Genomic DNA, 20,583 nt, shown 5'->3' on the forward strand with positions numbered 1-20,583 from the left:
AACTTATTCCTCCAGATATTTACGGAGTGCATTCTGATATTCTTCATCAAGTATATCCTGAAAATTAACTCTAGTCTCTAGGCAGATGTCCCTAAGTTCACTAGACTTCATTCTCTGATAGAAGTTGGCAATGGCTGTCTTGACAATTAGTCCTCCCATAGGAGAATCTGCTGCTCCCTCTCTGATAACATCCATGACTGAATCTTCAAATCCTTGTCTAATCTTACTTCTCAAAGCTTCCTCTCTGGATTGCTTCCTAAATAAATCCATTAGTTCCATAATCTTAAATTTTAGTAGTTCATTATTTTGTTAATTATCTCTTCATTAAACTTCATTCTTAGTATATTGGGAACATCATCATTGAGAGCTAAGAAAGTCCAATTCTTACCTTTATTATATGATATACCTATATTAGTTTCTGGGGTGTCATGGAGACACTTTTCTCCTTGTGTAAGTATACCTACTACTTCAAATGTGATAATCATATACTCCTTATCTGTCACCCTGTTAGTTATGTTACTAACTATGATGTTGTAATCAATGCCTTTCTCATCATAAGTGGTCTTTAAAGTGTGATATATTTCTGACATATCCTTATATAAGGTTCGTATAATAGCTCTATCAGATAATTCTGGATAGTACTTCTTACAGTACTTAATAACATCAGGATATATGTATAGAGAAGCATTGTCTATATCTCCTCTAAACAAGGCTTGATTGTAGGTATTCATTTGGCTGATCATATTCTTTTCAGCTTTATCTTTGCCTGTATAGGGGGTAAGTGTATCATCATACCAACCTTTGGGCAATGAATCTTGATCTGTAGAAGACTGGTGCTGGTTACTGTTACAAGAGACAGCAATTAATAGTAGTAATAGTACATAGTAATATTTCATGGTATTTCCTTTTGTAGCCATACTACAAAAAGAAGGTGTGAGCCTAACCTTATTGGGAGTCCAAGGTATTACCACACACCTACAATCACACAATATAAGGGAAGCCCACACCATATGGTATGAGTATCCACTTCCTTACTGCTGTGATTGTTAGTCTTCAAGGTGGTAATTTTAGGACTATCACAAGTAAGAAGCAAACACTTCTTTTCTAATATGTCTTAGTTTAACTTCTATTTCATTAGCATTCATTGAATTAATACAACTGCAAAGTTATAACTTTTCAGTAATAAATCATCATCTGACAGCCATAATTTAATAGCTTTAAAATCATATTAGAACCATAGGTGTGAGCTATATCCTTATGTGCAAAGGTAGGGCTAATTGTTCACTTTCTATATACCTTGTTGATAAATAAAGGTTGGTTGTTATTAATGTGGTTACTGTTATATTGTACATGTTAATTGAAAGCCCTAGTTCATAAAGAACCAGAGCTATCAACAACAATAAAACACAATGTAAGAGGTGTTAACCTCCTAGTCTTTAAGTATCATACTTGTAATAATAAAGAATATCACAAACTATTGTGGACTTATGTATATCAACATACTCACTTTGGATGGGATTCATATTCACTTACTTTGTCACACCTCAAGGGTGAAGTTATTTAATAGCCTTCCTTCACTTTGCAACTAATTCCCCTTAACAGATGCAATGAAACACAGCTTACATTTGCAGTTATACCATATTATTAAGTGCCATTGATGCTCACTTACTTCTTATATATTATATATAAGAAAGTGAGATCGGGTAAATTTCCCATCATAATGGTATAAAATGGTAGGGAGTATTAACCGAAAGAAGAAGGTTGGTTGTTATAACCTCCTTTCATCGTGGTATGAGTAGTATTTCTCCTCTGGGCTTAAGATTATGTGATCCATTATGTGAATCTCCATGAGTTCTGCTGCCTTCCTTACCTTTTCAGTCAGGACATCATCCAGAGTACTAGGTTTTATGCTACCAGAAGGATGATTATGTGCCAGTACTACTTGTGTTGCATTAGCCAGCAATGCAGCTTGTAGTATTAGCCTTACATCTACATAGGTTGCAGATATTCCACCTTCTGAAATAGATACTATACCTAGTACTTTGTTAGACTGATTAAGTAGCACTACTTTAAAGCTTTCCTTGTATTCTATTGTATCATCAGGGAAGTACTTTACCAATAGTTCATAGGCATCTTGTGAGCTATTTATCTTGTATCTAGTTGATGATTTGACATTGCTTTTATAGCTCAATTGCACCTCTGCTACATTCATTATACTGTCCATAAGATGCACTAATTAATGAACCAACTATATTCATTCTCACCATATAAAGCCTTATTAAGTCCTTCTGCCAATTGGGTGGCATTAAGTGACCTGTCCAAGAAGTTGTCAATATAACTACTCTTATTGGCTCCAGTTAGTAAGTTGTATACATTCCACATACTGATTTCCCTGCTATCCAGAAGAGTACTAAAGTTATCATCATTGTAATATGCTTTGGCAACTAATCCTATCTGGGTATCAGTCATTAACATCTGTGGTAGCTTCTTCTTTAGGTCCATAGGAAGGAACTGATATAATCTGCATCTACCTAAGAACTGGGCAAATTGAGACTCCCTCATATAGCTGTCCTTATAGGCTGACATGTAATACAAGTGCTTGGCTATGTTGTATTCCTGAAACAGTCTTATCACTAAGCTGAATAAATCAACAGTGCTCATTACCTTTAACTCTGACTTGTAGCCATCAGTGGAGACACACATGTTACAGCAGACCAGATTCTTGAATCCAATGAATACCTTGAACTTCTCTGCACCTTTCCTGCTGTACAGGTTCTCATGGTTATAGGCTCTTACACCACCAATAGTAAGATTCAATCTATTACCTGCTATGTCCTCATGTATGGTAGGTATTTCAAAACAGAACATCATTCTCTCATAGTAAATGGTCTTATCTGTCTCTAATAGTTGGTTCACAGGCTTATGGATGGCTTCCGGTATTCTACCTTTGATGACATGGCTTACCCTGATGGCAGGTTCCTCTATGGTCTCATTGGAGAACACCTTATTAGCTGCCTCCCACACAGTTTCAATGAAATTGGAGTGTGAGATAGTAACCTCATTGTCTTTAGAGAATACAGGTGTAATACATTCCTCCTTGAGGTGCTGCATGGTAACCTCCTTGGTATTAGCTTCAATAAAGGGTAACTTCTTACCTTCTCTGGTGCTTATTGGTTCAGCTTCTACAGGATTTGTTGATGTAATACCTGTGTTGATGATTTCCATCGGCTCTACTGTTTGAATATAAGGATTATCTACCTTATTTCTATTAGGGTATATCAGATTAGCTCTGACTGGCTGCAACTGCATTATTTCCATATCTAATGTAATTCGGGGTATAGTTAATAGTTGGTTGATTCTTTTGTACCTGAAGTGCTGCTTTCTTTTGCATAAAGTCAGATGTTAGCTGCTGATACCATTCTGGGTAAGCATGATAGATAGCAGTTAATTCTTCAATGGTTTTACTACTGTTAATCTTATTTCTTATCATCTCCAGATTGACACCATCATTACACCAATCTAATATGATCTGTCCTGTAGTCGGTGTTATAGTGAAGTCTGGTTTATTGATAAAGAGGTTAGTTCTATCTTTGGATGCAATAGTTTGATGTTTCATGTTGATATCAAAGACTATGGTAAACTCATAATCTATGCCATCTCTCATGACTGCTTTAAGTCCTACTTTCTCTGGTATCATCTTACCATTCTTTTCACTTAGAACATAGTCCTGTTTGCATCTCATAGTGCAAATGATATGCCTCCCAGACTGCAATACTTTCTGCATGAAAGCATTAATTCTAGGTGTCACCTTCTGCCAATTAGTGAAGCTGTTTCCTTGCAATCCTGCATGATATTCAAGCAAGTTATCCCAACACTGTGAGATGCTATCAATGATGATAACTTCCATGCCTGCATCTTCACATATACCAATGGCTTCCATGTAAGTTTCAGGTGTAAAGTTATCACTTAGACTTAATACATTATAAGCACCTAAGTGAGCATAAAGGTCAGCACTTCCATGTTCACTATCAATAATGGCTATCTTAGTCCAGTCACCACATAGTCCATAAGCTAATAGCAATGCAGAGTAGGTTTTACCTGAACCTGCACAGCCTTGTAATGCAAGCTTAATTTTAGCTTGCTTCTTGGATGAAACTCGTAAGTTCAACATATCTGAATAATGTTAATTGTTGATGTATACAATCTATAAAGAAAAAAGGAAGCAAGCTCTAATAAGCTTGCCTCCTTATGGTTAATCTGGTAGCTGTCATAGGGTAGCTAGCGTCATAGCTCCACCTTCACCTCTTTGGTGCAACATATAGAACATATCACCTGTATCTGGTGAACATACTTGAGAGATTACAGGATTGGTTACTTCTCCATTAAGGAACTTGTCACTTACTGCACCAGTTTCACAGCCATAGGCAAAGAAGCACTTACCTGTGTGAGGGTTCTGTTTTACTTCAATCTTGTTAACCCCCTTTTGAGCCTTGAACTCATTGACTGTCATTGTCTCTAAGAATTTTAGCTTTTCCATAATTGTTATTTTATCATTGTTGCAGAGGGGGAATATCCCACTCTTAAGGTAAGGGGAGGGTGTTTAAGTGACTTAAGGTGCACTCATGGAAGTCAAGTTGAAGAAAAAAATCAAAAAAAAAAATTAAGCTATATGGTAGGCAAGGACAGTAAAAACAGTCATTATTTATATATGTAAGATACAATGATCCCCTTGCCTTCTGGTGTGAAAACAAGGGGGTATTGAGTATTTCTTCACTTTTATGATTACTTTTGTACTACTCTTTGAAGTATATTAGGATGCTTCACTTTACTTAAGTTCCAATGTTCAACAGTTAAGCTTGGTGATACTCCTATTGCATTAGTTAGTTCCTCTTGCATGATACTTTTCACCCATTCTACATGTTCAACTGTTGTAGCAATGGAGTCATGGATAGTAAACACTGGAACTTGATGATTACCCTCTTCCCATATCCTCTTACAACATCTGTGGAGAATGATTTCACTCTCTATTGATTGCAATAGGCAGGCTAATCTATTATGCTGTTTATCAATAGTAACATCCTTATATCTATGCTTGATAATCTTGAACAGTTCTGCTACTTTGGGGAATAACTCTGTACTGAATATCTTCTTCATTTGATTAATTGTTGTATCATCACTCTGCCCTTGATTATTGGAAAAGAATAAGTAAAACATGAGCACTTTAGCCTCTTCTCTGCTAATGGACTTCTGTAGGCTATGTTGACATACTTCTGCTACTGTTTCATACATTTTGCCACTAGAAGCTATATCAAGGTACTGTTCAAAGTCTTCTTCACTGCATGTTTGGAAGAATTTTTCTACTTTCAAAGGTATAGCAACAGTAGTAATGGTTCTCTGAATGTCCTCTGGCAATGAATATAGACTTAATGAGAGTTCATTTCTTATACTCCAGAATTCAGGTTTAAGTAATACACAGGCTAAGTAAGGCTGGCTATTACTTATATCAATGCTGACTAGTTCTTGTTCATTATATGTGAGGAAATTCCTATAGTCCTTTTCAATATTGGTGATTACAGAATGTAGTCTATGGACTGTGCTGTCTATATGTACTTCATATCTATGGTTCTCCATTTTATTTATGTTTATTAGAGCTGCCATATACTGCACAAGGGGATGTTTTAGCTTATTAGTATTCTTGTTCTTATTCCACCTCTCTTTGTCTTCCATCTTATATTGCAAAATGCCATCTGAATACTGATTCACTATAGGGTTAATAGATAATCTTTTCTCTTCATACCAATGATATAAGTAAGGTAGCTCAATAAGCTTTTCATCATTCTCTTCTTGAATAAAGTAAGCATCTTCCTCATGACTACAGATTACATTACAAATATGAAAACCTGACTGAATATATAGTTCATTCCATCTATACTGTCTAGATTTTACTCCGGGTATATATTGGGGATAACATTCAAGAATACCAGTACTAACTAAGTAATCCTTATAAGCAATAATATCTCTAATATTATCTTTGATATAACCGATAGTGATAGGAACCCAACCATCTTCATCTATTAAGTCTTTATTCCTTGCAGGTATAGTAGCCAGTAAAGCAAGAAAGTAGTATATTTTGTCCCTAGTGAATCTTAAACTGGATTTAAATCCATATTCCTCTGGAGGATACTGGGTCAGATGAGTATCAAGGTCAAAACCTACAGGTAATACTATATTTCTTCTGTGCCCTTTACCTGCAAGAGCCATAAAGGCAACACTGGCTCTTCTTCTAGGAGAAACTCTTATGCCACTTAATATACTAAAACTAAATAGATTATCCATAACATTTATATAAGTCTACAAATATAAGAATTATTTCCATTATGATGGGAAATTTATAAAATAAATAAATTTAACAAATCATTCTCCTTGGCAGCTATCCTGCCAGTATGCTCTCTAAAGCCTCTTGGATTCTCTTCTCTGATAATATACTTGTTCCTAGATGTCCTGTCTGTGGCATATATACTTTTCAATAAAGCTACATACTTTCTAGGTTTCAGTACCTTATGTAGATGATACTGGACTATAGGAATTAATATCTCTTGTATCTCATTTGCTGAATAACTTCTATTAAGGGTAAAGCCTCTTTTTATAACAACCTTGAATGGGTGGTCTTCATCTAGTGCCCAGTATATGACTGCATTATTAAGGTTCTTGAAAGCTACACTGTTACTTGTTCTAATCTCCCATAGTTGATGCAGCAGGCTATCAAGGTCAACATACTTGTATAACCTACTAAATCTCTCATAGAATATCTTCACCTTGCTTCTGCTATGCCTAATCTCATGGCTTATGATATTATCATTTAGCTGCCCTGTGGTTGATAATACTTTGATGTTATTTATGGCTTCTTGAATATAACTGTCTGTTAATTTCTCCTGTGCATCCTTATTAATCTTTTCTATGCTGTTTTGCTCCGGAGAGACATCATAAGTGAGGGAGTTATAGCTAATGATATTAACCTGTTTACTTAGCACTTCTTTCAGTGTTTCAGGCATAAAGTATGAGGCATACAATTCGGTTCTTTCAATGATGTAGTCTATGTTGAGGTAGGCAGGTACATCCTTTCCAAATACATCCTTTCTAGTCAAATTGATTAGCTCATTCCCTGCAATTCTTTCTTGTGCCTTCTCTCTTATGGCTTCTTTAACTATTGAGAACAGGTCAGTTAGTGTATAATCACCTTGTGCTATGTCATCTGCTGACTCTAGCACTTTGATTACTTTTTTGGCTTTATTTATAAGGGCGGCAGAGTAACTTTCCATGCTTTCCATTATTAATACATACCCTACGGTGTTATATATGATAGTTTCACTTAGTACTCCATTCTCTGTTCTACATCTACCATGTATCTGTGTCATCCTGTCTGTCGTCAACATAGAGTGGTTTCTTCTTACATCTGACACCGTGATTAAATGGTATTTATCCTTTATGTCTATACCTGTGAAGTAGCAACAGGTAGCAAAGTTAATTCTAGCAGGTAAGGTATCATTCTCGCCTAGCTTAGGTGCAAAGTATTCTCCTGCTTCCTTTATAGACGCCTCACTACATAATATTGCACATTCCTTTCGAGTCTCTTCATCCAGTCCTGATATAACATTTCTTATTTGGAGTATGGAATTATAGGCAATAAGTACTTTCCCTTTTGGGTGAGAGATCACCTCTTCAATAATAACTTGTGTGATATTATTTGTATGTAATAAAGTCACATCTCTACGGGTGTTATATTGCCATGTTATAGGAAATCTACATTCACCCTTTAAGCGTGGATTACTGAACTCCTTCATGGTAGCTGTTACCATACATCTGTTCTTTACAGGGAAGCTGAAATAGTAGTCAATCACATTCTCCAGTTGGGGTCTGAAGTTATTGTCAGTCTGGAGAACATCAATCTCATCAACCATGAGGAAATAGTCTTTGTAGTTCTTTTCTCCTATGATGCTTAATAGCCTACCTAGGCTGTCTGCTACTACTAATAATTTCTTATATCCATCTTTAGTCAGGTATTCTTCAATCTGTTGGTTGGTGATCTTCTTGCTTTCTCCTTTGATTTCACTTCCTACATATAATGTATTAGGATGCTTGGAGTGCTTACCATAAGCCAGAGCCTTAGTAGGAAAGACTATGATTGAGTTTCTCTTTGAGTTTATCTCAAGGGTAGTAGCTCCAATGCCGGGTATCTTTTTATCGACTATACCATGAGGCATCTTAGCTATGAAGTCAGCCAGATTCCAGAAGGAGTCACCAACCTCTTCTCTTATTACTTCTGGTGCTCTGCCAAACAGTAAGTTATCCAAGCTGGTTATACTGTATCTTGAGGTATGCTTTTAACTTCGCTTACTTCTGTAGAGGATAACAATTCCCTATATTCTACAGGTGTATCATGCAAGTCACCATAGGTATTTAGTACTACTTCTTCCGGTTGACTTTCAACTATTGAAGGCTGATCTTCTTTAGGTTCCTTTTTAGGTGCAGGGGTAACATCTACTAGGATTATAGCTTCTGATTGATTAGCCTTATCGTCAGTTTTAACTAGCTCATCACTATTGTCTAGTTCTGTCACCTCCTTTGGTTACTTGTCTTTCATGCTCATGTCTCACTTTGTTTAATGTTAATTATAGATAGTAAGTGAGACAAATATACTAAAGAACCTCCATAATTCAATCAACTACAGAGGCTCTTTTATGTTAAACTTACTTCACTTCTGGACTAGGCAGCTCACTATAATTACCAAACACATATTCAACCACCTTCTTGTTAGCTTCATTCTCTATCTTGAAGTCTCTTTCAATATAGATGTCAGTGACTTTCATAGCCTCATCAATATGATTTAAGGCAGCATGAACTGTATACTTATCTATACCTACTTTATTAACAGCTAATGTAGCCCATGAGTGCCTTGCAGCATAGTATTCCAAATCATCCACTTTCAGTATTTTGCCAATTTGCTTTAACCCAAGATTGATGGCTCTGTTGAAGTTCTTGAAAGTAGAATAGAGGTGATAGAAGCAAAACACCTTCTTCTGGGTGTAGTCTTCATACTTCTTCATTAAAGGTAACAGGATAGGAAGAACATCTACCTTCATCTTAGCCTTGTCAAGTCTCCTGTCTGTGGTCTTAGTCCTGTAATAGGTAATTGAACCATCTTCCAGTTCACTACAGTTATACAAGTCAGCAGAGTTCATTCCTATAAGACAGAAAGAAAGGATAAAGCAATCTTTAGCTAGGTTAAAAGGGCATAACCTTTCCCTGCCATTAGCATTAATGATATAGGGTAACTCCCATATCTTCTTAATTAACTCTGCTGATAATGCTCTCTTCCTAGTTGCTTCCTGCTTTGGTATCACCAAGTTCTCAAAAGGTGAGTTAGGTATCCTAATGAGATTCCTGTCATAATCATTATACTTCTTCTTAGCTTCATTGAATAGATGTCTGATGCTACTAGTATACAGTGATACCATTCTGTTAGAGGGTATTCTCTTTCCTTTTTTCTGAAGTTCTGCTACTTGTTTAGCCCTTTTCTTGTGAAGGTATTCCATGAACTCCATCATTAACAACTTGGTAACTTGGTTGGTATTCAGTTTATCCTTTCCTAAGAAGGCAATGAAGGTATTAAGGGTAGTTTGATAATTCCTCTTACCTTTGACCTCTGTAGTTGTTAACCAGTCTTTGCAGAACTGGATAAAGTCAATAGGAGTATTCTTCTCCTTCTCTTTCTGGATATAATCAAGTACATCACTTAAGGTTAAATTGGAAGCCTCCAATGGAAGCCCCATACATAAGTCTTCATAGTATCTGACCAATCTGTCAGCTTCCTTGATATACTTAGGGTTCTTTAACTTGAAGTCCTTAGTCAGGTCTTCTGCTCTTACAAAGATATGAGTAGCCAACCTCTTAACCTCTCTGTTGTAGGTTAGCCTAATCTTTACGTTATAGGTTTTATCAACTTTTTGCTTAGATTTTAAGACTTCTGCTTTGATAGTCAGCATGTTATATTGAATTATTGGGAACAACAATAGACCAACAAAAATCAATTACAAGGGCTAAATCCTGCATCTAGTTCTAATTATCCAAGGTATAAGAAAACAGTAATCCCTCAATAATCAACTGATTATCAAGGGATTTTTCTGTGACCCCGGTGCGATTCAAACGCACGACCTTCAGAACCGGAATCTGACGCTCTATTCACTAAGCTACGGGGCCATTCTTTCTAAATGCGAGGACAAAAGTATAAAAAATCTTCTCATCTTCCTAATGATTCTCCTTTTTTTATAGTTCTTAAGGTACTTCCCTATATTAGGAGACTGTTATTTTGAAATGCTTTAGAGCATTTACTTTATCAAATTGACAATCTTTTAGACAATACCCATTACATATATCAATTTTATTCCTATCTTTGCCGACAATTAACATTTAACAAACCTATGAGTTACTTGATAAAACCTAAGAACTATAAGCCGCTACTCGACCTCAAACAGACCGAGCTGGGAATCAAGCAAATAAAAGAGTTCTTCCAATTAAACTTGTCATCCGAACTGCGCCTTAGACGTGTGACTGCCCCTCTTTTCGTATTGAAAGGAATGGGTATCAATGATGATTTGAACGGAATAGAACGACCTGTTTCTTTCCCAATCAAAGATCTGGGCGATGCGCAAGCCGAAGTGGTTCATTCATTGGCTAAATGGAAAAGGTTGACCTTAGCTGACTATCACATTGAACCGGGATATGGTATTTATACGGATATGAATGCAATCCGATCGGACGAAGAACTGGGCAACCTGCATTCTCTCTACGTAGACCAATGGGACTGGGAACGTGTCATCACCAATGAAGACCGGACTGTGAACTTCCTAAAGGAAATCGTCAACCGTATTTATGCGGCTATGATCCGCACAGAATATATGGTATATGAAATGTATCCGCAAATCAAACCTTGCCTGCCACAAAAGCTACATTTCATTCATTCAGAGGAATTGCGCCAGCTTTATCCGAACCTGGAACCTAAATGCCGCGAGCACGCCATCTGTCAGAAATACGGAGCTGTGTTTATCATAGGAATAGGCTGTCAACTTGGTGATGGCAAGAAGCACGACGGACGTGCACCAGACTACGATGACTACACCACCAAAGGACTGAACGATCTGCCCGGACTGAATGGTGACCTTTTACTGTGGGACGATGTACTGCAACGCTCCATCGAATTGTCATCCATGGGAATCCGTGTAGATAAAGAAGCTTTGCAACGTCAGTTGAAAGAAGAAAAAGAAGAAAAAAAGGCTGGAACTTTATTTTCACAAGCGATTGATGAATGACACTCTCCCTCTATCTATCGGAGGAGGTATCGGACAGTCCCGCCTGTGTATGTTCTACCTTCGCAAAGCTCACATCGGAGAAATACAAGCCAGTATCTGGCCCGAAGATATGCGCAAAGAATGTGAAGAACTTGATATACACCTTATATAATAGACTATGAACGTACAGATTGAAGAAAGCTGGAAAGCTCATTTAGAACCAGAATTCGACAAAGACTACTTTCGCACGCTGACCGATTTCGTCAAAAGCGAATATAGCCAGTATCAGATTTTCCCTCCGGGAAAACTGATCTTCAATGCTTTCAACCTTTGTCCTTTTGATAAAGTGAAAGTTGTGATTATAGGGCAGGATCCCTATCATGGACCGGGACAAGCACATGGCCTTTGTTTCTCTGTAAACGACGGGGTGCCTTTCCCTCCTTCATTAGTGAACATATTTAAAGAAATTAAAGCCGACATTGGCACTGATGCCCCTGCTACGGGAAATCTGACTCGCTGGGCAGAACAGGGAGTATTGTTGCTCAACGCTACGCTGACCGTACGTGCTCACCAAGCTGGTTCACACCAGAACCGTGGCTGGGAAACATTTACTGATGCTGCAATCCGTGCTTTGGCAGAAGAAAAAGAAAATCTGGTATTTATCCTGTGGGGATCATACGCTCAAAAGAAAGGAGCGTTTATCGACCGTAACAAACACCTGGTACTCACTTCCGCCCATCCCTCTCCTCTTTCTGCTTACAACGGCTTCTTTGGAAACAAACATTTCAGCCGTACAAACGATTATCTGAAAGCACACGGAGAAACGGAAATCAATTGGTAAATAAACATTGAGGCTCAAACATAAAAAAGGGACTGTCTTCAACTTGCCAGACAGTCCCTTTTTCAATCTCATTAAAGCACCCGAATTTAATACCCTGCACTTTATTCTTATTTTTTAATTCTCAATTCTCAACTCTCAATTTATCCTAGTACCACTGAACGTTACTTTGCGTCTGACTTCTCTGCTCATACTTCAAGTCTTGCAGAATACTTGCATTCGCACGAATTGTTACATTGTAATATTTCCAACGTCCGAAAGGAGAAAGACTGGCGGACAAGTTGAAACAGTGCAAGTCACGGGATATTGTACAAGAAGTCTGGGTAATCTCTTTAGCTTGAAAATCATAGCCCGAGTTGAACGAGAGCGACCAGTTATTAGAAATCTTTATATTTCCGTTTGCATTGATATTATGCGTATACGTATAAGGATATCGCATGGAATAACGGTTGATAGGCTTCGATCTGTCTTCACGGATATTAAACGAATAGCTAAGACTCAATGACCAAGGCATCTTAAATACCTGATAACCATCCGGGTCAGCCTGTGCTTTCTCTACTTTCTTAGGCGTAGTGCCATCTCCTTCCATTCCATCGGATTCCTCATCATCGCTATCCTCCGACTTATTCTTATCTTTCCCTTTTTCATCCCCCTCTTTCGGACCGAACCATTTCTTCCATGTGTCATTATTGAAGGTATAATTGAAAGAAGAACCATATCCCTGGAAACGTCCAAAACGACCATACGACCATTCTGTACGGTTACTGGTTACTACATTACCACTTTTATCGAATGTATAAGCATACGTAGCGAACGATGCGTTCATGTTGAACGTATAATTCTTAGTCAGTTTCAAACGTAGGTTCATGCTTAAATCACTCCAAGGCCTCTCTTTGGCAGCCATATTATAAGACATACTTGCTCCCAATTCATCAATCAGACTAACCTTTTTAAGTGTATCTTTCTTTGCATCGTAGTACTTCATCTCTAAGTTATTAGAAATAGAGAAGCTGACTGTTCCCGATCCTTCCCGCGAAGGTACACCATAAGGTTGACCGGTGAAAGGAGAATAATATTGCGTATTGCCATTATAATCGGTATACTCTTCCCAATACTTGCTGAATCCCGGAGCACCGCTAAGACTTACTTGCGGCGTAACTACATGACGAATCTGTATCTCTTTCTTTTTAGCAAAAAGAGGTTTGTACATACCATACACTTTCGTACTCAAGCTCAAACTTGCCGAGTAATTGGATACCCGGTAGAAACCGTTCAGGGTATCACCCGGCAATGCCTCCAACTTATGATCGACCTCATTATATTGCTGATTGATCTTACGAGTATACCAACGCTCTGTATAATTGACCGAAGGAGAAACCTGCAAATATTTGAATAACGTAAAAGTAGCACTGATAGGAATGTTATGATTCATCGCATTTTCCCATGAACTTATTCCGGCTTTAAACAGATGATTATCATTTGTACGGATACTGTTTGTCAGACGTCCCGTATAACTAATGGAAATCTTTTCGTACCAGCGTTCAGCTCCTGCCGCCTTCTTGCGTTTGAACGGAAACAGACGGCTTAATGTAATATTCAAGTCAGGCAAAGTGACTGCAACCGAAGAGTCACGCATCGTCTGTGCGATATTGGTGGTTCCGGATAAGGTCAGACCGATATCAGGGAAACTACGAGAATAACTGATACTTGATGTTTTGGTATTTTGAGTCAACAACTGCGAATTATAAAGGTTGTTGATATTGGAACGTTCGTAACTACTGGTTGAGAAGTTTACACTAGCGGAGAATGTGCTGTTCGGACTGGCTTTAGCATCCTGGCGATGATTCCATACTACCTTAAAGTCCTTAGCAACTGTATAGTCCGGCATACCCTTATCTCCCGTCTTAGTGACCTGATAGTCCGCTTGCAGCGTACCGGAATATTTATAGCGTTTATTATAATTTGTCAATCCGGATAATCTCCATGAGCCTTTCGTGAAGATATCACCCGTCATCTTCAAGTCCATAATATCACTGATGGCAAAATAATATCCTCCTTCTGCCAGACCGAAACCACGACTGGAGTCGTCCATATAAGTCGGCATAATGAAACCGGAAGAATAACTGCTGGAGAATGGGAAGAAAAAGAACGGTACGGCCAACGGCAAAGGCACATCTTCCACTACCAGATAGGCAGGTCCTGTCACCACATTCTTTTTAGGACGCACTTTAGCTCTCGTCAACTGCATATAGAAGTGAGGATGGTCATGATGATCGCAGGTTGTATAACGCCCATGCTCCATGAAAATTTCATCATTAGCTCCTTTCTTCGCCTTGCTTCCGGTCACATATCCTTCTCCCTGCTGGGTGACGATATCGGTAATTCCCGCTTTCTTGGTTTTGAAATTATATCGGATGGTTTCCGTATCATAGGAGGTATCTCCTTCTTTAAATACCGGTTTACCTTTTTCCACTCCGGTAGTATCCTTGATACCGTATGCATGCACAGTACTACTATCCAGATTCATCGAAATAACTTCCGCAGCGAGTTCGATGTTCTGATAATTAACTTTTCCGCTACCATAAAGTGTAGCAGCTCCTCCCAAAGTAAAGACAGTGGAGTCGTTGGATTCATAAACAACCGGTGCATCGAGTGGTTGTTTCTTCTTTACCGGTGCGATGGAATCAATGCGTACCGTTACCGTATCTGCTCTCAACGAATCATTTCCCTGAAGGGAATCCGTTTGTGCGGTATTGGAGGCAATCATTCCTCTTCTTCGACGCTGAGACGTAGCCTCATCGGGAAGCATCAGTAAGACAATCAGCAGTATGAATGATATAAGTATTTTTGCTTTCAATGGCGCCATTAACTAATAGTTTACGCTTGAAGTGGCAAAAGTACGCAAACTTCATCAAATATGAGTCAGAATCTTCGTTATTTAATTATTTTTTAGTGCTATAAAAAAGAGAGAACACCATCTATCAAAGCGACTTAGACCCTCTTCACCATATTTTGCAATACTTTGCCGGGCTTTCTCCACTGTTTTCTCTTCATCCAGATGGGTTTTAGAAAAGAATTTATCCGCAAAACAAATTAATTGTTCTTCCAAAGTGACGGGTAACATCTCACGATGAGGAACGGGAAGTTGCTGGGCAATGATATCTTCCAATGAAAGTCCGGCTCCCGTATGACGTTCACACACCAATGCGTGTTGGGGGAAACCTTCCGCCCGCAAGATTTCTGCTCCCAAATATCCGTGAGCGATATAAGGATTGGGACCAAAACACTGAATGGTTGGAGCATCGGTCTGAAAAATACCAATATCATGCAACAGAGCAGCTTCTTTCACAAAGCTCCGGTTCAAACGTAGCTCGGGATGAGCATCCAGCATTTTCATTGCTTTTCCGGACACTGCCAAACTGTGTATTACTAATATTTGTCTCTGCTGCGTATTCTCCGGATAATATTTATCAATGATTTCGTATGGATTCATGTGCTTTATTTTTTGCTCTCTTGACGAGAAATTAATATTTTTGTGCAATATTACAAAAAAAATCACCGATATGCAAACTAGAGTTTTCTTCATTCTTATATTTCTGTTCATTATGCTGTTTCCAATGCGTGTAAACAGTCAAATTGTCACGGGAGCAGAACAGATGGATCAATACCTACCGTTGTTGAAAGGAAAACGCGTCGGAATGGTAGTCAACCACACTTCCGTTGTAGGGGCAAAGCAAACTCATCTTCTCGACGTCTTATTAAAAAGAAATGTTCAAATCGTCAAAGTATTTGCCCCCGAACATGGTTTCCGAGGTAATGCAGATGCGGGTGAAACGGTGAAAGACGGAAAAGATTCCCGCACCGGTATTCCTATCGTATCGCTTTATGGTGATAACAAAAAGCCGTCTGCCACCCAACTAAAAGATGTTGACGTGATCTTATTCGACATTCAGGATGTAGGAGCACGCTTTTATACCTATATAAGCACGATGTATTACGTGATGGAAGCTTGCGCAGAGAACAAGAAAGAAATGATTGTACTGGATCGCCCTAATCCGTGCGACTATGTGGATGGTCCGATACTCAAACCTGCCTACCGGAGCTTTGTCGGCATGCTTCCCATTCCTGTACTTCACGGATGTACTATCGGCGAACTGGCACAGATGATAAACGGAGAAGGATGGATTGCCAACAAGAAAAATCCTTGTTCATTAAAGGTAATTCCAATGATCGGGTGGAAACATGGAGAACCTTATTCACCTCCCATCAAACCGTCACCCAACCTCCCGAACGACCAGTCTATCCGATTGTACGCCTCACTCTGTCCTTTTGAAGCCACCCGTATCAGCGTGGGACGAGGAACAACTTTTCCTTTCCAGGTATTGGGCGCACCTAATAAGAAATACGGAAGTTTCACTTTTACTCCCCGCTCCTTACCCGGTTTTGACAAAAATCCAATGCACAAAGGTATCACCTGTTATGGGGAAGATCTCCGGAATGTAACCGATGTGAATGGATTTACGCTTCGCTACTTCTTGAACTTTTATCGCTTATCCGGTGAAAACGCAGCCTTCTTCTCCCGTGCCCGATGGTTTGATTTGCTGATGGGAACTGACAGCGTACGCAAGGCTATCCTCAAAGGGGAATCGGAAGAGGCTATCCGGAATAGTTGGCAAAAAGAATTACAGGATTACAAAGAGATTAGAAAAAAATATCTTCTCTATAAGTAAAAAAACTAGTATCATACTCTCATTCATTTTTATAAACCACTTATAATTAAAAGAATAAGTATGATAGACAACTATTATTTCCGGTATCTATCATACTTAGACCATCAAAAACGAGGTATCTATCATACTTGATTATTCTACCTCCAAAGGTATAACATGATAATACGTACCATACGTTTTCCGTTTAGATTTCACTCCGAGCCGCTGCAAGATACGCCCGAAATAAGAAGCCTGCCTGGCAGAAAATGTCATCTTACTCGCTTTCTGAATCCGCCGCAGAATGTCGATAGCCAGCAGCCATTCTCCTTCCTCCTCTTCTTCCGCCCCGCGATAATAAACCATAAATAATTGTTCGATAGCAGGTGATTGTTCAAACTCCCGGTTGTTTTCCGTCATGATAGCCTCTTCTTCGGAATCAAACCAATAACGTTCATTATGATAAAGCAGCTCCAACGCCTGTGCATAAAGCTGTTCATAATCAATAGGACGCGACACATCTATAGCTCCCGTCATATAAATACCGATGAAACGACGACTACCGGAAGTATCCGTCAACAGATCCCGATGATTGCTCGTAGCAATGAACGATGCATACCGGCGAAGCTCTTCCACCGCCGAAGCATTCGGACGACGTGTGTTCACCACCGGTTTTTGCAGAATATGTTTCAGAAAAGCCTGCTGGCTAGGACTAATCTGGTCGAATTCATCCATATTAATAAGTAGAAAGCGATTCAGATACAACTCCGCGTCCCGCTTCCGACTGAAATCAATGCTATCCGTATAGTACGCCTGTAAAGCAGGAGGAAGAAGCATTCTGCAAAAAGTCGATTTCCGATATGCCTGCGGGCCAATCAGCAAAGGTGACGTACTGTTGGCGTGTTTCTTATCCATTCCCCTCCAATGGGCAACCATATTCAAAAACCACCGACGGAACAACGGCGCCCAATGCGGATTATCACAGGGAACGCGGTTAGCCAGTTCCAAAATCCGGTCTTTACCATCCCAGTGAGGCAGATGATACAAAAAAGCCTCCACCGGCTGATAAACAGGCACATGATCGGAATCCAAATAGCGGATTACGTCCCTATCCCACATTTTCACCCCTTCATACATGGCATTCATCGTGATACTCGCCAGCACCCGCTTGTCTACCGGACGAAAATAGAAATTAAAACTATTTCGTTCGCGATATTCCACTTCCGTGGTCAACGTATTGTATCGAAATTCATAACGACGCTTCATAAACTCGTCCATCTGCATGGCGAAGAGCTGTTCGGTCGTCAGACTACTCTTCTTGCCGAATCCCTTTGCGGAACGATAGACACTTTTCACAGTTTCGCGAATCAGCAACTCATCCGAGGGGAGCCGATAATGCGCCCTTGTCCACCGCACAGTATCTTCTTCGGGAATACCTGCCCGAAAACAATGCTCTGCCAAACACACCAGTAACGGTTGCAGATCGTCTCCCTCCCGATATCCGTTCAGTTCTTCGAGCGCCCTGTTGAATGCAGCGGAGAAAAGTACTGATAATGCTTCATAATTTTCATATCCGGGTGCCATTCGCTGCAAAGGAGAATCGGTTTCTCGCGTTCGTTTGATAAAAGTCGCTTCGGACGGAAGACCGACGGGCTGCTTCATATAAATAGGCATTGCTTTCGGATTGAAATAAAGTCCGGGATCGTATGTCAACCGACAATATTGCTCGAGCGACGGTTCTTTCAGTTCGATATCAAAAGGAAGTTGTGGCTGATAATATTTCACAGCCGTCTGATAAGCATGCGCGTGAAAAAGTTCCGCTTGCTCACGTAAAGTCGGCAAGCAGTCGTCCGGATAGGTGAACCGTACCCATATCTTTACTGATTTGCCAGAAGAGCCGGTGAAAGCAAGGTATGTTTGCGGAAACTCTTTGACCAGTTCCTTTATTTCGTCTGCTTCCGCTCTTCCCGAAAGATCATTGACCTCCATCATCACTATGCCGTTATATTCATTCAGGGTCATTACCCCTTCTTTACGGACAAAAGCTGCGGCAGGCATCACTTTGGGAACTTTACGCACCTCTTCAATCGAATTTCCCGGAAGAGTATACCGCAATATTTCCCTCATCTTTGAGACGGGCTGCGCCTTGACTTCCGTTTTCATCTGCTCCAAAAGGAGCTCCATTTTCAACGTCCGTAAGGTTTTTACCTTGCCATCGTCTCTGACTAATGTTATTCTCATCTTTTTTTATTATTATTTCCAGTAAAAGGAAAGCTGCACTACAGCCATACAAAGATACAACATGCTCTTCGCCCAAACAAATTTCACCGCTTTTATTTGCCACGCCACACGACTTTATTTTATAGAAATAATGCTTACTAAATTTGCGAATAAAGGCAGGATAATGTATCTTTGCAGGCAGTAAGACTTCAGCCCGCATAAGTGTGCCGTACAGCCCACCTATGCGGGCTGTACAGTTTACATCTGTGGGCTCTACAGCCCACGAATGTGTGCCTAAGAAAAGCGACTGATTCAAGTTGATTATCCAAGCTGCAATTGTAGGTTATCTTGCTGCAAAACAAGATTTAAAATGCCTTTCAAAAGGCATTTTAGCTACATTAACCCATAATAGAAAAGACATGTACGCAAAGTATGATTTTCGCAAAAAGCCGTCTTCGAAAGAAGACGAAGACGAACAGCCGTTATATCCCCGCATCGTATCGAACGGAACCATCGACTTTCAACAAATTGTAAAAGAGATCGCTCAAGCTTCCAGTTTTACACCGGCAGACATTGAAGGAGTTCAGCTAGCTATTGAAAATAAAATATCCGAATATTTAGTCAGCGGACACCACGTCCAGTTGGGGAACCTTGGATATTTTTCAGCCAAGTTAAAAGCACGCCCGGTGATGGATGCCAAAGAGATACATGCACAGTCCATTTATTTCGATAATGTAAATTTTCGTCCATCATCTTCTTTCCGAAAGAAGGTTCGCGGATTTGTGGAAAAAGCGAAGTCGGGATTTGCACATTCCGCCGAAGTTCCGGTGGAAGAACGCCGGCGCAGGCTGGAGAAATTTCTGGATGAACGACCGATGATACGACGCAAAGAGTATACGCAACTAACGGGACTACTAAAGAACAAAGCACTGAATGAATTGAACGGATGGGTGAAGGAAGGAGTACTTGACACCATTGGAAGCGGCAGTCATAAAATTTATGTGCGGGTTAATGCCATGAAAGATTAAACAGCAAAAACAGTGGAATAAGAATGATAGATACCCATATTTCATGAAGAAAATATGATAGATACAAAATTTCAGAAACATCTATCATTCTTATTCATCAGATAATAACTATATTAGCAAAAAGAATGAGAGTTATGATAGTTGTTTTCTACTCTAGGGGTAATCCTTAACTCTAACTATTTAAAGTTTTTATTCTTCGTAATAAGTAAAGACACGCTCCACATAAGGTTTCAGTATATGCCCGAGTCCTGTGCCTGAATCAACATAATCTTTGAAATTCTTTGTTTCAATCCAGTTGCCATTCGCATCATATTCGTAGTCCTGAAAATCTTTATAGAGTATTTCAAATCCCGGTCGCTCGTCAATTGACCGACCTTGTTCGTCATATTTTTCTTGCAGAAAACAACGACTACAACAGCTTTATTTTTCATGTTTTGTTTTCTTGT

The 20,583-nt window shown here is 39.4% G+C and carries 15 protein-coding genes, 1 tRNA gene and 2 pseudogenes; 4 read left to right on the forward strand and 14 right to left on the reverse strand.

Annotated features, from left to right (window positions below; genetic code table 11):
• Window positions 1–3 precede the first annotated feature (3 nt).
• The 10 genes and pseudogenes from NXV01_RS25445 to NXV01_RS25495 form a co-directional block, all read right to left on the reverse strand.
• Window positions 4–270 carry a hypothetical protein gene (locus NXV01_RS25445; protein ID WP_259023392.1) on the reverse strand — a complete coding sequence of 89 codons (267 nt, stop codon included), beginning with the start codon at window positions 268–270 and terminating at the stop codon, window positions 4–6.
• A 20-nt stretch (window positions 271–290) separates the two neighbouring features.
• Window positions 291–896, reverse strand: a complete 606-nt coding sequence (locus NXV01_RS25450) for a hypothetical protein (protein ID WP_259023393.1) — start codon at window positions 894–896, stop codon at window positions 291–293.
• Window positions 897–1,768: 872 nt separating this feature from the next.
• Window positions 1,769–2,224, reverse strand: coding sequence for a JAB domain-containing protein (locus NXV01_RS25455; protein WP_259023394.1), 456 nt, complete (start codon window positions 2,222–2,224; stop codon window positions 1,769–1,771).
• An 8-nt stretch (window positions 2,225–2,232) separates the two neighbouring features.
• On the reverse strand, window positions 2,233–3,318 hold the full coding sequence (locus tag NXV01_RS25460) for a DUF3871 family protein (RefSeq protein WP_259023395.1): 1,086 nt from the start codon (window positions 3,316–3,318) through the stop codon (window positions 2,233–2,235).
• A complete protein-coding gene (locus NXV01_RS25465; RefSeq protein ID WP_259023396.1) occupies window positions 3,284–4,171 on the reverse strand; it encodes an ATP-binding protein in 888 nt (295 codons plus the stop codon). The genes NXV01_RS25460 and NXV01_RS25465 overlap by 35 nt, the downstream gene beginning before the upstream one ends.
• Before the next feature lie 96 nt (window positions 4,172–4,267).
• The gene (locus tag NXV01_RS25470; RefSeq protein WP_259023397.1) at window positions 4,268–4,537 is read right to left on the reverse strand and encodes a hypothetical protein; all 270 of its coding nucleotides are present in this window, start codon (window positions 4,535–4,537) and stop codon (window positions 4,268–4,270) included.
• A 245-nt stretch (window positions 4,538–4,782) separates the two neighbouring features.
• Complete coding sequence (locus NXV01_RS25475; RefSeq protein WP_259023398.1) at window positions 4,783–6,336, reverse strand: hypothetical protein; 1,554 nt, start codon at window positions 6,334–6,336, stop codon at window positions 4,783–4,785.
• 53 nt (window positions 6,337–6,389) lie between these two features.
• Window positions 6,390–8,491: pseudogene (locus tag NXV01_RS25480) on the reverse strand (DEAD/DEAH box helicase).
• 256 nt (window positions 8,492–8,747) lie between these two features.
• Complete coding sequence (locus tag NXV01_RS25490; RefSeq protein ID WP_259023401.1) at window positions 8,748–10,043, reverse strand: site-specific integrase; 1,296 nt, start codon at window positions 10,041–10,043, stop codon at window positions 8,748–8,750.
• A gap of 141 nt (window positions 10,044–10,184) precedes the next feature.
• Window positions 10,185–10,257 (reverse strand) — tRNA-Arg (locus NXV01_RS25495).
• A 221-nt stretch (window positions 10,258–10,478) separates the two neighbouring features.
• Between NXV01_RS25495 and asnA the strand changes: the two are divergent.
• Window positions 10,479–11,517, forward strand: a pseudogene (asnA, locus tag NXV01_RS25500) (aspartate--ammonia ligase).
• A gap of 6 nt (window positions 11,518–11,523) precedes the next feature.
• Window positions 11,524–12,186, forward strand: coding sequence for a uracil-DNA glycosylase (gene ung / locus NXV01_RS25505; RefSeq protein ID WP_074638686.1), 663 nt, complete (start codon window positions 11,524–11,526; stop codon window positions 12,184–12,186).
• A gap of 145 nt (window positions 12,187–12,331) precedes the next feature.
• On the opposite strand, the gene NXV01_RS25510 is transcribed toward ung, so the two are convergent.
• Both NXV01_RS25510 and NXV01_RS25515 read right to left on the reverse strand, forming a co-directional pair.
• A complete protein-coding gene (locus NXV01_RS25510) occupies window positions 12,332–15,049 on the reverse strand; it encodes a putative LPS assembly protein LptD (RefSeq protein WP_259023402.1) in 2,718 nt (905 codons plus the stop codon).
• A 72-nt stretch (window positions 15,050–15,121) separates the two neighbouring features.
• A complete protein-coding gene (locus NXV01_RS25515) occupies window positions 15,122–15,676 on the reverse strand; it encodes an HDIG domain-containing metalloprotein (RefSeq protein ID WP_259023403.1) in 555 nt (184 codons plus the stop codon).
• A gap of 70 nt (window positions 15,677–15,746) precedes the next feature.
• On the opposite strand from NXV01_RS25515, the gene NXV01_RS25520 reads away from it, so the two are divergent.
• Complete coding sequence (locus tag NXV01_RS25520) at window positions 15,747–16,913, forward strand: DUF1343 domain-containing protein (protein ID WP_259023404.1); 1,167 nt, start codon at window positions 15,747–15,749, stop codon at window positions 16,911–16,913.
• A 132-nt stretch (window positions 16,914–17,045) separates the two neighbouring features.
• On the opposite strand, the gene NXV01_RS25525 is transcribed toward NXV01_RS25520, so the two are convergent.
• Window positions 17,046–19,130 carry a BT4734/BF3469 family protein gene (locus NXV01_RS25525; protein ID WP_234132443.1) on the reverse strand — a complete coding sequence of 695 codons (2,085 nt, stop codon included), beginning with the start codon at window positions 19,128–19,130 and terminating at the stop codon, window positions 17,046–17,048.
• Between the two features lie 398 nt (window positions 19,131–19,528).
• Between NXV01_RS25525 and NXV01_RS25530 the strand changes: the two genes are divergently transcribed.
• Window positions 19,529–20,137: an HU family DNA-binding protein gene (locus tag NXV01_RS25530; RefSeq protein WP_004306640.1), complete on the forward strand. Its 609-nt coding sequence runs from the start codon at window positions 19,529–19,531 to the stop codon at window positions 20,135–20,137.
• 230 nt (window positions 20,138–20,367) lie between these two features.
• Here NXV01_RS25530 and NXV01_RS25535 read toward each other — a convergent pair whose 3' ends face one another.
• Window positions 20,368–20,568 (reverse strand): hypothetical protein, encoded by a 201-nt coding sequence (locus tag NXV01_RS25535; protein WP_195649130.1) that lies wholly within the window; start codon window positions 20,566–20,568, stop codon window positions 20,368–20,370.
• Window positions 20,569–20,583: the final 15 nt, after the last annotated feature.

The organism is Bacteroides sp. BFG-606 (assembly GCF_024788145.1).
In the GTDB taxonomy this organism is placed as follows: Bacteria; Bacteroidota; Bacteroidia; order Bacteroidales; family Bacteroidaceae; genus Bacteroides; species Bacteroides vicugnae.

Coding starts and splice junctions, on each gene's coding strand:
- NXV01_RS25520 (WP_259023404.1), top strand. CDS start 15,747: ATGCAAACTAGAGTTTTCTTCATTCTTATATTTCTGTTCATTATGCTG.
- ung (WP_074638686.1), top strand. CDS start 11,524: ATGAACGTACAGATTGAAGAAAGCTGGAAAGCTCATTTAGAACCAGAA.
- NXV01_RS25450 (WP_259023393.1), bottom strand. CDS start 896: ATGAAATATTACTATGTACTATTACTACTATTAATTGCTGTCTCTTGT.
- NXV01_RS25460 (WP_259023395.1), bottom strand. CDS start 3,318: ATGGAAATAATGCAGTTGCAGCCAGTCAGAGCTAATCTGATATACCCT.
- NXV01_RS25530 (WP_004306640.1), top strand. CDS start 19,529: ATGTACGCAAAGTATGATTTTCGCAAAAAGCCGTCTTCGAAAGAAGAC.
- NXV01_RS25535 (WP_195649130.1), bottom strand. CDS start 20,568: ATGAAAAATAAAGCTGTTGTAGTCGTTGTTTTCTGCAAGAAAAATATG.
- NXV01_RS25455 (WP_259023394.1), bottom strand. CDS start 2,224: ATGGACAGTATAATGAATGTAGCAGAGGTGCAATTGAGCTATAAAAGC.
- NXV01_RS25470 (WP_259023397.1), bottom strand. CDS start 4,537: ATGGAAAAGCTAAAATTCTTAGAGACAATGACAGTCAATGAGTTCAAG.
- NXV01_RS25525 (WP_234132443.1), bottom strand. CDS start 19,130: ATGAGAATAACATTAGTCAGAGACGATGGCAAGGTAAAAACCTTACGG.
- NXV01_RS25490 (WP_259023401.1), bottom strand. CDS start 10,043: ATGCTGACTATCAAAGCAGAAGTCTTAAAATCTAAGCAAAAAGTTGAT.
- NXV01_RS25445 (WP_259023392.1), bottom strand. CDS start 270: ATGGATTTATTTAGGAAGCAATCCAGAGAGGAAGCTTTGAGAAGTAAG.
- NXV01_RS25475 (WP_259023398.1), bottom strand. CDS start 6,336: ATGGATAATCTATTTAGTTTTAGTATATTAAGTGGCATAAGAGTTTCT.
- NXV01_RS25515 (WP_259023403.1), bottom strand. CDS start 15,676: ATGAATCCATACGAAATCATTGATAAATATTATCCGGAGAATACGCAG.
- NXV01_RS25510 (WP_259023402.1), bottom strand. CDS start 15,049: ATGGCGCCATTGAAAGCAAAAATACTTATATCATTCATACTGCTGATT.
- NXV01_RS25465 (WP_259023396.1), bottom strand. CDS start 4,171: ATGTTGAACTTACGAGTTTCATCCAAGAAGCAAGCTAAAATTAAGCTT.